The sequence below is a fragment of the Arenibacter algicola genome, from assembly GCF_000733925.1.
In the GTDB taxonomy this organism is placed as follows: domain Bacteria; phylum Bacteroidota; class Bacteroidia; order Flavobacteriales; family Flavobacteriaceae; genus Arenibacter; species Arenibacter algicola.
The window spans coordinates 2,648,885-2,664,009 of sequence record NZ_JPOO01000003.1 but is presented as its reverse complement, the minus strand read 5'-3'; the positions used below and the strand labels follow the sequence as shown (position 1 = coordinate 2,664,009).

Genomic DNA, 15,125 nt, shown 5'->3' with positions numbered 1-15,125 from the left:
AATTTAAGCATACCTATTGTTCCTGTCTCTCCTAGGTAGTTTGAGCCATCATTGATTCAACTACCTGCACAAACTCTACCGGCTTTTCAAGTTTAGGGTCATCCCGGGTATCCTCGATAATCCTTAGAGGCCATCCATATTTTTTACTTGCTTTAAGGGCAACCTTAAGATTATTGGCTTTATCATGCCTTCCCCATATGAGTGTAACCGGCTTATCAATTTTCGCCAGTTCACTTTCGGGAATTTTTCCACTCATGGCACTCATTATCCCTTTAGCAGCTACCTTCTTTGTAGGATGTTGGGCACAGGCTATATTGTAAGCGAGGAAATAGGGCCAGTAAATGCCTATGCTCTTGATTAATCCATTCACGTCGTAGATACATTCTGGCAAAAAACGTAAGTAGCTTTTCTCAGAAGGGTTAATCATGAACCTTAGAAATTGGTAAGCGAATCGGGGAGTGGGGCGAAAAGACGAAAGCCCAAGCGAGTCCACTAATACTAATTGCTCCACCTTTTTACTTGGTTGAATAGCATAATTGGCTGCTATGGCTCCTCCGACCACATGCCCGACAAGGACCGGGGCCCTGCTACAGGTTTTAATGAGAAAACCGTCAAGCCAGTCCAGCACGATTTCCTTAGTAAGTTTTTCCTTAGCCGACCCGGAAGAACCATGGCCAGGAAGATCAGGAATTATTACATTATATTTTTTGACCAGGTGTGGAATCACCCGCATCCACCAAATAGAAGATTCGCCAGGACCATGCAACAGAACGAAAGGAGTACCCTCGCCCCCATCAAGATAGGTAGTATGGATATCTCCCACCTGAATTTTATGTTCCTTTACGGGCAATTCGTTGATGATTTTTTCTCGATAGTAATCGGCATTTCTAAGCACCTCATTTTTGATTATTGCTTCCATGTTTGTCTATTTAATAGGACTATCGATAGTACAAGATAAATCTACGGCGAAACAGGGTCCACGTGCATCGGTGGGAATACCCAAATTTTAGGAGAGATGAAAAATGGGTACTTCTACCCATAGGAGGAAAAAAAGCCCCGTGTGAAAATGAATATCTATAAGAATGGGTGCGAAGCTATGTTTTTATTGGCCTCCGCTGTCCAGTAGGTTATTCCTGATGGCGCAGGTGGTCGCCTCTACCCGTGAGGACACCCCGAGCTTATTGAAGATATTACTTACATGGCGGTCTACCGTACGCTCGCTGATAAACAATTCCCCGGCAATTGATTTATTGGTCTTTCCCGACGCTACCCGTTGCATTACCTGCAGTTCGCGTAGGGTCAGGCCATGTGTTTCGTAATGCCGTTGCGTGTGGAAGAGTCGATTGATCCGTTCCAGATCTGGCCCAGCCTTAAGTTGTTCAAAAACCCATTTGGCAGCTGTCAACTCAACCTCTGAATTGTCTTGATCATTCAATTCTCGGTAAACAAGCCCTTTCAGTTCGCTGGCATAAGCTGATTGATAAGGTACATGTAGGTTTTTCCAAAATTTCAATGCTTTTTGCAGGTGCTCTAGGGCAAGTTGAGGGTTTCCTTTAGCAAAAAATACAGATCCCTGACAGTAAGAAGACATTGCATAGAGATAGGGTGCATCAAATTCCTTGGCAATACTACATAATTCTTTGGTGGCACTAAGGGCTTCTTCGGTTTGATTTACAGATATCATGATACGCACGACCGCAGGAAGTAGTTCCACACGTCTTATTATATCTTTTGTCTCTTGCAAGGTATTTCTTATAGAAGTTTCCGCCGAGTCTTCCTGTCCCTGAACCAGACGGAGTAATGCAAGTCCAGGTTGTGGATTTCTGCCCCATTTAGCAGTTTCACGATAACAGTCTTCCGCCTTTTCAAAATCTCCCAGTAAGCGGAGTAGCTCGGCTTGGCGGTAAAAGGCTTCTCCCGCTGCCGGTTCACCAGGCGGTCGTGACAATAGCTCACATGCATCCCTGGTTTCCTCAAGAGCTTTTTGCCAATCACCATGAAATTGGATGATTTCGGCACGACGCACCAAGCACTGCCCTCTGAAGGGTACGATGTCTGGCTGTGCATTACACCACCGAGTCAAAGCTGATGTCCACTCCTGTGCCCTTCCTAAATCCCAAACCTTACGACAGGTCTCTATTGCGGCACAGTAGATGATTCCACAGGCTACGGGAAAGAGCGCCTCGGTCTCTACAGTAATCATCGTTTCATCGAGGAGTTTTAAGCCTTGGGCCACCTCCCCATTCTGAATTATTGCCTGTCCGTGCCCTAGCCGTCCAAGTGCGATTAAATCAGCGTCGCCAAATTGTTTCCCGATGGTTTCGGCCTGCTTAAAAAGATTCAGTGCCTTGGTGGTATGACCTGCAGAGAGCGCTCCCAATGCCGTAGGAATGAGAAACAATCCTTTCTCTGCACAATCTGGTCTTTTTTCATCACCAAGCAGCCTTTCCCCTCTGGCGATCCATCCACCACCCCTTGCCCTTGCCCCAGTATTCAGTAGCATCAGCCCCAACCAAAAAGCGCAGCGTACGGCCTTTTCGGTCTGTCGCTGAACCAAATAGGCTTGATGGGCTTGTTCCAGAATCTGAAAACTTTCGTCCTCCTTCCCGGTCAGGAAAGCGGCCAAGGCATAAGTTTCCAATTCCTGGGGGGCAAGCTCATGTTCCTTACCGGTTTTGATAAGCCTTTCATAAGTCTCGGTCCATTTTTCCAATCTTTGCATCCTAATTAACTGATAAAATTCAGTACAAGTAAAAGTCCTGTATTCTAATTTTCAACTTTTTTTACGAAGTCGGAATCTATATTTTAAGTAGGCGTCTATGTCTGCTGGCGAGTCATACTAAGTGCCTTCCAATTTTTATAATCATTAAATTTACTTTTTTCTGTTGGTAGACCTATCTGTTTGTGGACAAAAAATGACAACACGCAATAAATTCAGGTCTATCTTTTTTTGGTTTTTCAGTGTTGGCTGTAAATATGTAGCACAATAAGGGGATATAGTTTTATGTAAAGATTCTGTTTGCATTCCGCTTTTACGGGAATTGGCGCCGATTTTTTGGGACACCAAAAATGTCATTAAAAAAGAACTGGATAAAAATTTTGAGTACTGTTTATGGTTCCTAATTTGAAACTATCTATTTTCTAACAAATTTGTTATCCGATTACATTTTCCTTGGTAAGAAAGGGTTGATGATTATGGCGTTTTCCAGTAGCTTGATATAGTGCATTGGCCAACGCTGCAAAAATTGGCGGATAGGTGGGTTCTCCGAGGCCGGTAGGGCTTACGTCACTTTTTACAAAATGCACATAGATTTTTTTTGGTGCTTCGCCCATACGTATCATTCGGTAGGTGTCGAAGTTGTTCTTTTGCGGTACCCCTTCCACAAAAGTCAGTTCCCCATAGAGTGCGGTACCAATACCATCTACGATTCCTCCTTCGGCCAAATTAATAGCTGCATCAGGATTTACGACGATACCACAATCGACAGCACAGGTTACCTTTTCGATAATAGGTTGATTATTCTCCCAGCGCATTTCCAACACTTGAGCGGCATAGGAATTATGACAAAAATAGGCAGCCACTCCTTTCGACAAGCCACTGTCTATATTGCCCCAATTTGATTTTTCCTTGACCAATTTTAAAACGCCGGCATATCGTAAAGGGTCATAATCATTGGTTTTTCCTTCTAGGGGATTGGTGATGGCACGGTCCAACAATTCCAATCGGAAATCAATGGGGTCTTTCCCGGCTGCCTCCGCAACTTCATCCAAAAAGGACTGTTCCGCACAGGCCATAAAGTTGGAACTGGGTGCCCTAAAGGAACCAACGGTAAGATTGGTATCGATGGTCCAATCCTCCGCCAGATAATTGTCAACGGCACCTGCAGGAAAGCGGTCCTGGTGTAATGGACTTTGTGGGATACCCCCGGTATTCACGTGGAATACGATCAATTTGTTATCCGCATCCAGACCCGCTCGAAATTTTGCCTGATAGGCCGGTCTGTAGATACCATCGGTCATATCGTCTTCCCGGGAGTAGACCAATTTTAACGGGGCGTTCATCTTTTGCGATATCAATGCTGCCTCCACTAGCCAATGGGCATAAGATCTTCGACCATAGCCACCACCCAACCGGGTCATTTGAATATCGATATTTTCGAGCGGCATTCCTAAACGTGCCGAAAGGGTTTGCTCCGTCAATTCTGGTTTTTGCAAGGGTCCGATAAGTTCCGCCTTTTCCGCAGTCACATCGGCGAAGAAATTCATGGGTTCCATGCAATTATGTGCCAAAAATGGTGCAGTATACGTGGCCTCTATAATTTTTGCAGCTCTTTTAAAGGCAGTATCAGGGTCACCGTCTCGGCGTCTTACTTCTACTCTTTTTGAGGGTATGGCATCCATTTGAGCATAATGTACGCTTGTATTTTCTAATCCGGCCGGGGTATGCTCTTGCCATTTTCGGCCAAATCGGTCCCGGGAATCTGTGGAACTTTCAATGGGTTCGCATTCCAATTTTAAGGCTTTCTTGGCATTCATGACCTCCCAGGTGGAATCACCGACAATAACCGCCACTTCATTAAAGGTCCGCGTATCAAAGAAAGCCTTTTCATATCCGTCGTTAAAAACGTTGATGGTGAAAATATCCTTGATTCCGGGCATATTTCTTGCCTCGGTATCATCTATGGACTTTAACTTTAATCCAAAGGCAGGAGGATGTACGATCATGGCTATGAGCATGCCCTCGCGATGGGTATCGATTCCGAACAACGGTTTTCCGGTCACAATTTTTTGTCCGTCCACATTTTTTTGAGAAGTTCCTATAATCTTAAAATCCCCAATATCCTTTAATTGTACTTCTTCGGGTACTTCTAGTTTTGCTGCAGCAGAGGCCAATTCCCCATAACCTGTGGAGGCACCACTTTTCTTATGATATAAAAATCCGCCCTCAGTGGTAATATCTTCCTGGGAAACTTGCCAAGTTTCTGCAGCAGCTGCGATGAGCATTGCCCTCGCGGAAGCACCTGCCATTCGAAGACCTTCCCATCCTCTTCGAATGGATTGGCTACCTCCAAGATACTGAAAGGTAAAAGCATCCGTATTTAAAGGTGCTTGTTCTACAATAACATCTTTCCAATCAACGCCCAGTTCATCGGCCACGATCATCGGCATAGACGTTTTTACATTCTGACCGCCCTCCGGATTTGGAGATAAAATAGTCACTTGTCCATTATCGGCAATCTTTAAATAACCATTGATCTTGAACCATTCCTTCGGTAATTCGTTCACCTCTTCTGGGGACATTTTACAAGAAGCCAACCAGCTAAAACCGAGCATCATGCCACCACTGGCCAGTGCCGAACTTTTGATAAAGGACCTTCTCCCTATTTTAGTTTTTACAGTAGACATGAAATTTAATTTTAATGTTTTTATTCTGTTTTTATTCTGTTTTTATTCTAATTTGGTAAAGATAGATGGCATGGATTCTGGGTCCATCGATTCCATATCGATCAGTTCCAAGTGCTTCACCATTTTTAGGGTGGAGGTTTTATACTTTAGAAAATGCGGGGTTTTTAAATGCGATTGGTACGCATTGGTATCTGCATAGATCTCCAGTAAACGAATTTGGTTGGGATGCTCTTTCTGGTACACGGGATAAATGCACATTACACCCGGTTCCAAACGTACAGAGGCTTCAGACTCTTCCTTTAAAATGTCCTTATATTCCTCTAGATATTCAGGATATATTTCTAGGGCTGCAATCCTGACCATCATGTTTTCATTTATTGTTGCATCATCACTTACCTGTGCTAGCCCGGAAAACGAGAAGATCATTGTTGTCACAAAGGATAAAATTACTTTTTGGTATCCCATAGAATATTTAGATAAAGTTATCCAACCAGAGGGGGTTTGTCAGTTATGAATGGTTGTTTATAGTACCTTGTACCCGTTGCTTTATACAATGCATTGGCCATAGCTCCAAATACAGGAGGAAACGGAGGCTCCCCCATACCTGTTGGGTCAATTTCATTCTGCACAAAATGCACATCGATTTCATTTGGTGCTTCTTTCATACGGATCATTTGATATTGGTGGAAATTATTTTTCTGGGGCACCCCGTCCTCAAAGGTCAATTCGCCAAAAAGGGCATTTCCCACACCATCGGTTATGGCACCTTCCGCCATGTTCGTGGCCGCATCAGGATTTACTACTACCCCGCAATCAATCGCGCAACATACTTTTTCGACAACAGGTTTTCCGTTCTCCATTCGTAGATCCAGTACATGGGCCGCATAGGAATTATGGCAAAAATAGGCAGACACCCCTCGATGCAGTGTTGTATCATTTTCTTTCCAATCCGATTTTTCCCGAACCAATTCCAAAACTCCAGCGTAGCGATCGGCATCATATTCATTAGCCTCACCGACCGGATTTTCTTTAGCCCTTTTTAATAGGTCCAATCTAAATTGAATAGGGTCTTTGTCCATGGCTTCCGCCACTTCATCCAAAAATGCCTGTTCTGCACCGGCCATAAAATTAGATCTTGGAGCTCTAAAGGCACCTATGGTAATGTTAGAATCAATGGTCCATTCTTCGGCCATATAATTATCAATGGCTCCGGCAGGAAAACGATTTGCGAACAATGGGCTCTCTGGGACACCGCCCGCCTTAACATGTAATGCCGTCAATTTATTGTTTTCATCCAAAGCGGCGCGATAGGTAGCCTGATATGCAGGTCGATAAATACCGTTTGTCATATCGTCTTCACGGCTGTACACCAACTTGATCGGAGCATTTACTTTTTGGGAAATCAGGGCCGCTTCGACCACAAAGTGGGCATAGGCCTTACGCCCAAAACCGCCACCCATCCTAGGCATTTCCATTTCAATATTTTCTTGTGATATTCCCAAACTGCTGGCTATGGTAGGAATAATAAAGGCCGGAATCTGAATTGGGGCCGCTATTTTCACTTTATCACCTTCCACATGCGCGAAAGCATTTAAAGGCTCCATACTATTGTGGGCAAGAAAAGGGGCCGAATAGCTTCTTTCCACTATTTTTGCTGCATTTTTAAAGGCATCCTCTGGGCTACCATCTTTGCGAACAATCTTTCCTGGCTTGGCCGCCAGTATTTCCATTTGTGCTTTATGAGCGGTTGTGGATTCCAGTCCAGCAGGTACATTTCTCGTTTCTTTACCTCTAAATCCGGCGATTGTTTCTGAAAAGGCAGAAGTGGGTTGCCATTCCACATTTAACTTTTTCTTCGCCTGCATGACCTCCCATGTAGAGTTACCCACAATTGCCACCAATTCGGGAAAAGCGTTCGTATCGAACCCGCCTTTTTCAAACCCGTCTTTAAAGCTTTTAATGGTAACTACATCCTGTATGCCCGGCATGGCTTTGGCCGTTTCACCATCAACCGATTTTAAAGTCATGCCAAAAGCAGGCGGATGTACGATCATGGCGATTAACATTCCTTCCTTTTGAAGATCCATTCCAAACAAAGGCGCACCGGTAACAATTCTTTTCGCATCTACATTTTTTTGTGAGCTACTTATCAGTTTAAAATCTTTTACTTCTTTCAATTGCACTTCTTCTGGCACATCTAGTGTCGCTGCAACCGAAGCCATTTCCCCATAACCGGCCGATTTTTTCGTGGCGGCATGTTGCAATACCCCAGCCTCCGCAATAATTTCTTCTACGGGAACCTGCCATGTTTGTGCAGCCGCTTCTTTTAACATATGCCTAGCGGTTGCACCTGCCATTCTAAGGGGTTGCCATCTAGCACTTATTCCCCTACTGCCCCCCGTGAATTGAAATCCATACTTTTCTGAATGGTATGGTGCCTGTTCAACTAGTACGTTTTTCCAGTCCACATCTAACTCTTCTGCCACCAACATTGGCATGGATGTCCTTATATTCTGACCAAATTCCGGATTGGGCGTATAGATGGTTACGATACCATTATCACCAATTTTAAGATAAGAGTTCATCTCGAACCATTCTTTGGGCATTTCCATACCGGCCGTTTCCTTGGCCTGTTCTGGCTTACAGGAATTTAAAAAACTAAATCCAAGTACCAATCCCCCACTTGCCAAACTGGTATTCCTAATAAAAGCCCTACGTCCAATGTGTGTGTTTATCTTTGTCATCTTCTAATTTTTCTAATTAAACGCCTTCGGTATTTGCGGCTGTTTTAATTGCCTTTTTAATTCTTGTATACGTTCCGCAGCGACAGATATTACCGTTCATGGCAGATTCAATTTCTTCATCAGAAGGATTAGGATTTCTTTTCAATAAGGCGGAGGCTGACATTATCTGTCCTGCTTGGCAATAACCACATTGAGGTACATCAATTTCCATCCAAGCATTTTGAACTGGATGATCGCCGTTTTCAGACAAACCTTCAATGGTTGTGATTTCTTGTTCACCAACCGCTGAAACCGGAAGTTGACAGGAGCGAACCGCATTGTCACCCAAATGTACCGTACAGGCACCACATTGGGCAATACCGCAGCCGTATTTTGTGCCTACTAATTTTAGATGATCACGTAAAACCCAAAGCATAGGAGTAGTGGGATCTATATCTACTACTTGGGTTTTTCCATTGATTTTTAGATTGAAGTTTGCCATGATTTTCGTGTAAGTATATGAATTTGTTGAATTTACAAAATTTATTGTTTTCGGTATGATATGGCACCGTTAAATACTACCGTAGCATACCAATCTTTTGAAGCCAATTTTTCACTTCAGATTTTACTTCTACCACCCTATCCTCCTTAATGTACAAATAAACGCCATCGCGTTCTATTCCTCCCTTAATGGAGAATACTTCCAATATGGTGCTGTTAGGGCACAATTTCCCTATTGTTCGTAAGCTGCTTCCCAACCCGTATCCTCCGTGAGAATTAAAAGGAATGACGGTCTTACCCGTTAAATTGTTATCATTTAAAAAACTTTTTACAGGGGGTGGCAACTGCATCCCCCATGTAGGAAAACCCAAAAATATAGTGTTATATTTAGCTAGCTCTAACTTAATTTTCAAAGGAGGTAGAAAACCACTTTCGTTTTCTTCAGAAACTTGTTTTACAATAGCGTTATAATCTGCAGTATAGGGGTTTTGAAGTTCTACAGGAATCAAATCCCCGCCTACCTCTTGCTGTATCATTTCGGCAACCGCTTTGGTGTTGTTGGTTCGTGATAAATAGACTATACAAGTCTTGTCTGACTCTTGCGGTTTTAGATTCAGAATACAAAAAATTATACAAGTGAATAAAATAGTTTTTAGAGAAATTCTTATTTTATTCATAGAAAATTAATTCAAAAGGTCTTGAAAGTGTAACCGTACTTATTTACTGAGTTTTTCAGCGACATCATCATAATATTCTTGAGTAAGGACCTCGGTCCAAGTGGTCGGATTTTCTCCTCCATATATAGCTAAATAAGTAACATCATTTTCTTTGGTGGAAGAATGCCAATGCTCTATATCTTTTTCACATTTAAGGACATCACCTTCTTTAACAATGATTGGCTCTTTTCCTCTTTCCTGATAGTAGCCTTCGCCCTCAACATAAATCAAAACTTGAGCGGAGGCGTGCTTGTGCCAGTCCAGCGTAGAATTTGCCTTAAAGTTGGCTTTGGTTATGTGAAAGTTTAAGTCTCCCTCTACTTCTAGTACTCCATTTAACCAGGCCTCACCAATATAATGTGTATTTGGAGCCTTAAAGCCCTCGTCTTGATAAGACGAGATAGCATAATCATCTTGTTGGGCAAAAGTACCTAGGGGGATAATAATAAGTAATGTCGTAATTAGATTTTTCATTTTTTATATCCTTTATTTATTCTTCTTTTAGTTTACTATTAAAGAACTCATTTATAGTTGCCTCCTTTTATTGATTCTTTTACTACTACTTCCAAAACTGAAGTCAGAGGTGTTCTAAATAAAATCATTCTCATCTCACTTTAATTTTACTCCATTCAAAAATACCTAAAGAAAATAGGAATTGTAATACCCAAATTACGGATATTCGTACCATTATTACAGATTGAAAGCGATTGGTTTGCTAATCTGGCAATCAGTAACTTATCTTTAACTGAAAATTTAGAAGATCATGCAGAACATTTTAGAAATCAATACAGTTGCCGATTATTTGAAATTGCGCAATTCTAGGGTATTGCATCCTTTGGTCGGTATTGTCGATTTTAACTATGTGGATGAATCCGGCTATACAAAACCCGAATATGATGGTTTTCATTTTAAATGCTTTGCAATTTTTTTAAAGGATGCCGAGGGCTGCAAATTGAAATATGGCGGTAAAGACTATGATTATGATGAAGGCACCCTTGTTTTTATGGCCCCAGGCCAAAATGTGGAATTTGGCGACTACGACCCCGATTATAAGCCCAAGGGCTATGCTATGATTATTCATCCTGATTTATTGTTAGGTACGGATTTGGCCAGAAAAATGAATCAGTATAGTTTTTTCTCGTATGCCAGCCATGAGGCGTTACATTTGTCCGCCAAAGAGCGCAAGATCCTTTTAAGCTTGATCGATAAAATTCAATATGAACTGGAGCAAAATCTGGACAAACACAGCAAGAAATTGATTGTTGCCAACATAGAACTGTTTTTAGATTACTGCCTGCGATTTTATGATCGGCAGTTTTTGACTCGCGAAGTAGCTCACCAAAGTTCTTTGGAAAATTTTGAAACTCTTTTGAACGAATATTTCAATTCTGAAAAACCCCGAAAACATGGACTGCCCTCCGTAAGTTATTTTGCCGAACATTTGCATTTAAGTGCAAACTAATTTGGAGATCTGGTCAAAAAAGAAACGGGCTATTCTGCCCAGGAATATATACAGAACAAACTTATTGACGTGGCCAAGGAAAAGGTCTTTGATCCCAATAAATCGGTCAGCGAGATTGCCTATGAATTAGGTTTTAAATATCCACAGCACTTTAGCCGTTTGTTCAAACAGAAAGTAGGGCATTCGCCGAACGAGTTTCGGCAGATGAATTGAATTAATCAAAATCCACAATTCTATCCGATATGTTTTTCATGGCCCCAAAAAACGGCCTTTTCACGGTACTGTTCAAGCACAATCCACAAATATTCGTCCCCAGTTCCATTTGTCGTTGCATTTAGTAGTTTCGTTAATTCACCTTTTACGGAACTAAATATGGTAGTAGGTTCAAACTTTTCAAAATGTATTTATCATTAAGTTCACATAGAATTTCTTGAGGCCATTGGAGTTGTTTAGTAAATCCCATTTTAACCTTTGAAGGATCTAAAATATGTATTGAATATCGAAAACAAAAAGGCTATGAAACACATTTGTTATAATTAGACACCAAATAATATCATTTGATATCAAATTAATTTTTAACATATTGCGCGTGCAAATTGCGTGCAAATGAAAAAAGCTTCAAAAGTTAAAAACTCTTGAAGCTTCGTGTTTATTGGTGGAGAATACCGGAGTCGAACCGGTGACCTCTTGCCTGCCAGACTCAAATTATCTAATATGTTTTATTCTAAATAATTATATAAGTTATTGATTGTCAATAAATTATAAGCATTTAGAATTATTATTTATCATTTGATATCAAATGGTATGAAGAAAAAGTGAGCCTAAAGTGAGCCTTATTTTTCATTAACTTTAAGAAAAGAGCAAGAAAAATGGCCAAGGTAAGATTAGTTTTGGACACAAGAAAATCGGCAAAAAGTGCAAGTACTGGACTATTTCCAATAGCGATTCGTCTATTTCATCGTAAAACAAGAATTATTCGTCTATCATATAGTACCTCACCCAGTGCCTGGGATGATAAATTGATGAAAATTAAAAAATCTGCTGCCAATAATGAACATTTTGACTGTTCCGAAGTCAACGAAATTATTTATGACAAACTGCATATTGCAAGAAAGCTTATTGTTGAACTTGATGAAAGTATAGATTTGATTGGACCTGATATTCTAGTTGGATTTATAAGAAAAGCTTGGAAAAAAACCAATGATATCACTATACGGCAAGAAGTGGAAAATGGACTTACCTTATCTGAATGGGGAAAGGTAATAATCGACAGAAAATTGAAATCCAATAAACCTGGTACTGCCGAATGGTACAATAATGGGATAAATGCTTTCAACAAATTTAACCTTAATAAAGTACTGAGATTGGATGAAATCAATGTCACATTTTTAAAAGATTTTCAAATAGAACATGAGTCAAAAGGCAATTCAAATAATGCTATTAGCTCCTATATGCGGGCTATAAGGGCAATTTATAATAGTGCTATCAAAGAAGATCAATTTGTGACAAAAAAAAATCCCTTCGAACACTTTAGAATACCTACTACCCGACGCACTAAAAAGAAGGCAATTGTAAAAATGAATTTCATGAAGATTAGGAATCTGAACTATAAAAAAGGATCTCCAATCTGGCATGCCAAAAATTATACCCTTATCATGTTTAACTGTAGGGGAATGAATTTTGTAGATTTGGTAAAACTTCAGGTAAAGGACCTTGTCAATGACCGTATATTCTATGGAAGGAGTAAAACGGGAGACCAGCTCTCTGTTCGTATTACGGATGAACTTAAAGAAATTTTATGTTTCTATTTACGGGACAAAACGGAAAATGATTATTTATTCCCTGCGAATTATGATGGAAGTACAAAGAGTTATGAAAAATACAAATCCTTACGAAGAAGAATGAACGGTTACCTTAAAATCATCGCCAATGATGCGGGTATAGAAGAGGCATTTACTACCTATACAATCCGTCATTCTTGGGCCACTATAGCCAAATATATGGGGATATCAACCGAGATTATAAGTGAAGGCTTAGGGCATAATTCTTTAAGGACTACAGAAATTTATTTGAAAAGCTTTACAAATAATGTGTTGGATGAGGCAAATGAGCTTGTTGTTTCCTAAGTAGTTATTCAATGAAAATTGGATTCTAATAATTTAAAAGTCGTTAGATCCATGATATAGATTTTGAAATTAATCTTTTAGGTGAACTATTCTTTATTCTTAATGTTCTAAAGAAAATTCGTCAATTTGGTGATTTATTGTTCTAAATTTGAAATTTGGCATCTTGTAAAAGCGAGCATTCTTTTTATAAAACTACGCTGATTTTTGATTATCATGTTTGAGGCCAAATAAAATTAAAAGGACACTTGCGCAAAGTTTATTGGCATTTAATCGTACACAAGCTTATACTGGGATACTTCTTCTTTTGTAATCGGGTCAGCCCTATTTCCAAAACTATTGCGTATGTAAGTTGCCACATTCGCAATATCATCATCACTTAAGTTTCCAAACCCAGGCATGGCGTTGGAATAGGTGTTTCCTTTTATTGACAAACCAACATTGGACCCTTTAGTTAAAATTTCAATCAACCGATTTTTTTCTCCTAAGACATATTCAGTGTCCTGCAAGGGAGGATTAAGGCCAGAAACGGATCAAGTCCAAAATCTGGGTTTTTACCATTTTAAGAATATAATTTAATCAAGCGATATAAGAAGTATTCCGTATTCCTGACTCCCCTAAATTGTGATCTAAAAGCCTTTACTTTGGCATTAAAGGATTCTGCTGAAGCATTTGTACTTCTGTTTAAAAAATAGTTGAGTACAGAGCGGTAATTTAAAGCAATACTATTGGCTACCGTTTGGAAGCTCTTAAATCCTGACTCCTCTACATCTTTGTACCAGTGGGCTAGTTTGGTGTAAGCTACTTTAATATCTATGGCTTGGTTAAAAATATTCCTCAAGCCTTGAACAAGTCCATAAGCTTTCTTTAATTCTGGGTATTCATTAAACAATATCTGTCCCCTCTCTTTCTGATTTGGAGTCCATTTATCTGGGGATTTATACAGTAGATATCTACTCCTGGCCAGGAGTTGTTTTGAGCTGTCACCATTAGAAAAAGTTACAGGTTTAAATTCTTTGTCGGCTACTCTAGATAGCTTTATCTGTTCATTTTCTTGATCCAAAGCTTCCCATCGGTATTTGATACGAAGATCTTGGAGCGCCTCTATTGCCAGCTTCTGTACGTGGAACCTGTCGGTGACCTGTACGGCTTTGGGGAAGCATTTTTTGGCGATGGTCTTCATGGAGTTTGCCATATCCAGGGTGATTTCCTTGACCCTGGCCCTTTTCTTGGTGGGTATCTTCATTAGTTGTTCTATGATAGGTTCCACCTTGGTGCCGGAGAATATGGCCACTATGGACCCTTTTTTTCCCTTGGCCTTTTTGTTGGTGATTATGGTGTAGAGCTCCCCTTTGGAGAGTGCCGTTTCGTCAATGGACAGGTAAGGTCCCATATTTTCGGGAAAGACGAGCCATTGTTTGGCATGCCCCTTTTGCTCCCAGTCCTTGAACTCGCTCAGATAATCCCTGTACTGTCGCTGGAGTTTCTTGCCATTTACCCCGAAGAGAGACCCCAGTTGTTGGCCGCTCAGGGCCGTATTATCCGTTGATCTCTTTTAAAAAAGCAGCGAACTCCTTTGACATGCGGGTCCCCTGTGCAATAAAATCATCCCAATCACGGCTGGTCTTGGTCCACTTTCCATCCACCAGGACATCCCAGCGCCTGCGCTTGAGGCTCAAGCTGACCAGATTGCTGCGGATCGGATAATCATCGATGACCCTGGGCTCCATAAAGCCACTGGCCTTAAAGGTGTGCTCTTTGTAACGCTCCGGTATCTGCTTTTTCTCCTCTAAAAATACAGTCAACCGATTGTCGTACAAGGGATTCTTTATCGGTTTTTGTTCAAAGCCGACGATATCAAAAAAGTCGAGTAATCCCTCTGGTAAAAATAAGCTCAATAACGATAAATCGGTTCCTTTGTCCATCCCTTAAATTTAAAGTGCAAAGAAATAAATTATTCACTTTAGACCCAACTTTTGTTCTTGATCCCCAGAAACACCGCCCCCAGTCTCCTGATGACATACCAAACAGTATTGCATATACACTTTTTCACCCTGTAATATTTGCGCAACAACCTTGGCTTCGATCTCAGGTTCAGGAACTTCTAGAATAATCGGATTATCATTTCCAGAAATGTTCGTTTTTCCTTTTTTTACTTCATTGCATCCCATAATAATACAGAGCAAAAAAACAA

The 15,125-nt window shown here is 40.8% G+C and carries 15 protein-coding genes; 3 read left to right on the top strand and 12 right to left on the bottom strand.

Features of this window, described 5'->3' with window-relative positions; translation table 11 throughout:
* Positions 1-31 precede the first annotated feature (31 nt).
* From U735_RS0122095 to U735_RS0122055, 8 genes are all read right to left on the bottom strand, one after another.
* On the bottom strand, positions 32-919 hold the full coding sequence (locus U735_RS0122095) for an alpha/beta fold hydrolase (protein ID WP_031445898.1): 888 nt from the start codon (positions 917-919) through the stop codon (positions 32-34).
* Positions 920-1,102: 183 nt separating this feature from the next.
* Complete coding sequence (locus U735_RS26050) at positions 1,103-2,722, bottom strand: helix-turn-helix transcriptional regulator (protein ID WP_051892290.1); 1,620 nt, start codon at positions 2,720-2,722, stop codon at positions 1,103-1,105.
* Positions 2,723-3,153: 431 nt separating this feature from the next.
* A complete protein-coding gene (locus tag U735_RS0122080) occupies positions 3,154-5,406 on the bottom strand; it encodes a xanthine dehydrogenase family protein molybdopterin-binding subunit (protein ID WP_031445895.1) in 2,253 nt (750 codons plus the stop codon).
* Between the two features lie 42 nt (positions 5,407-5,448).
* Positions 5,449-5,871: a putative quinol monooxygenase gene (locus U735_RS0122075; protein ID WP_232233311.1), complete on the bottom strand. Its 423-nt coding sequence runs from the start codon at positions 5,869-5,871 to the stop codon at positions 5,449-5,451.
* 17 nt (positions 5,872-5,888) lie between these two features.
* The gene (locus U735_RS0122070; RefSeq protein ID WP_031445893.1) at positions 5,889-8,150 is read right to left on the bottom strand and encodes a xanthine dehydrogenase family protein molybdopterin-binding subunit; all 2,262 of its coding nucleotides are present in this window, start codon (positions 8,148-8,150) and stop codon (positions 5,889-5,891) included.
* 16 nt (positions 8,151-8,166) lie between these two features.
* A complete protein-coding gene (locus U735_RS0122065) occupies positions 8,167-8,631 on the bottom strand; it encodes a (2Fe-2S)-binding protein (protein WP_031445892.1) in 465 nt (154 codons plus the stop codon).
* A 76-nt stretch (positions 8,632-8,707) separates the two neighbouring features.
* Positions 8,708-9,211: a flavodoxin gene (locus U735_RS0122060; protein WP_262482715.1), complete on the bottom strand. Its 504-nt coding sequence runs from the start codon at positions 9,209-9,211 to the stop codon at positions 8,708-8,710.
* A 135-nt stretch (positions 9,212-9,346) separates the two neighbouring features.
* A complete protein-coding gene (locus tag U735_RS0122055; protein WP_031445890.1) occupies positions 9,347-9,820 on the bottom strand; it encodes a cupin domain-containing protein in 474 nt (157 codons plus the stop codon).
* 289 nt (positions 9,821-10,109) lie between these two features.
* Here U735_RS0122055 and U735_RS24765 point away from each other — a divergent pair, with 289 nt between their 5' ends.
* The 3 genes from U735_RS24765 to U735_RS0122040 all read left to right on the top strand — a co-directional run bounded on the left by U735_RS24765 (position 10,110) and on the right by U735_RS0122040 (position 12,934).
* Entirely contained in the window at positions 10,110-10,808 is a 699-nt protein-coding gene (locus U735_RS24765; RefSeq protein WP_316933034.1) for an AraC family transcriptional regulator, read from the top strand.
* Between the two features lie 9 nt (positions 10,809-10,817).
* Positions 10,818-11,021 (top strand): helix-turn-helix domain-containing protein, encoded by a 204-nt coding sequence (locus tag U735_RS26155; RefSeq protein ID WP_316933042.1) that lies wholly within the window; start codon positions 10,818-10,820, stop codon positions 11,019-11,021.
* A 656-nt stretch (positions 11,022-11,677) separates the two neighbouring features.
* Positions 11,678-12,934 (top strand): tyrosine-type recombinase/integrase, encoded by a 1,257-nt coding sequence (locus tag U735_RS0122040; RefSeq protein WP_031445889.1) that lies wholly within the window; start codon positions 11,678-11,680, stop codon positions 12,932-12,934.
* Between the two features lie 266 nt (positions 12,935-13,200).
* On the opposite strand, the gene U735_RS0122035 is transcribed toward U735_RS0122040, so the two are convergent.
* From U735_RS0122035 to U735_RS0122020, 4 genes are all read right to left on the bottom strand, one after another.
* Positions 13,201-13,401 carry a c-type cytochrome gene (locus tag U735_RS0122035; RefSeq protein ID WP_157365039.1) on the bottom strand — a complete coding sequence of 67 codons (201 nt, stop codon included), beginning with the start codon at positions 13,399-13,401 and terminating at the stop codon, positions 13,201-13,203.
* A gap of 92 nt (positions 13,402-13,493) precedes the next feature.
* Positions 13,494-14,447, bottom strand: coding sequence for an ISAon1 family transposase (locus U735_RS0122030; protein ID WP_031443503.1), 954 nt, complete (start codon positions 14,445-14,447; stop codon positions 13,494-13,496).
* Between the two features lie 22 nt (positions 14,448-14,469).
* On the bottom strand, positions 14,470-14,856 hold the full coding sequence (locus U735_RS0122025) for an ISAon1 family transposase N-terminal region protein (RefSeq protein ID WP_031443504.1): 387 nt from the start codon (positions 14,854-14,856) through the stop codon (positions 14,470-14,472).
* Between the two features lie 33 nt (positions 14,857-14,889).
* A complete protein-coding gene (locus tag U735_RS0122020; protein WP_157365038.1) occupies positions 14,890-15,102 on the bottom strand; it encodes a c-type cytochrome in 213 nt (70 codons plus the stop codon).
* Positions 15,103-15,125 lie beyond the last annotated feature (23 nt).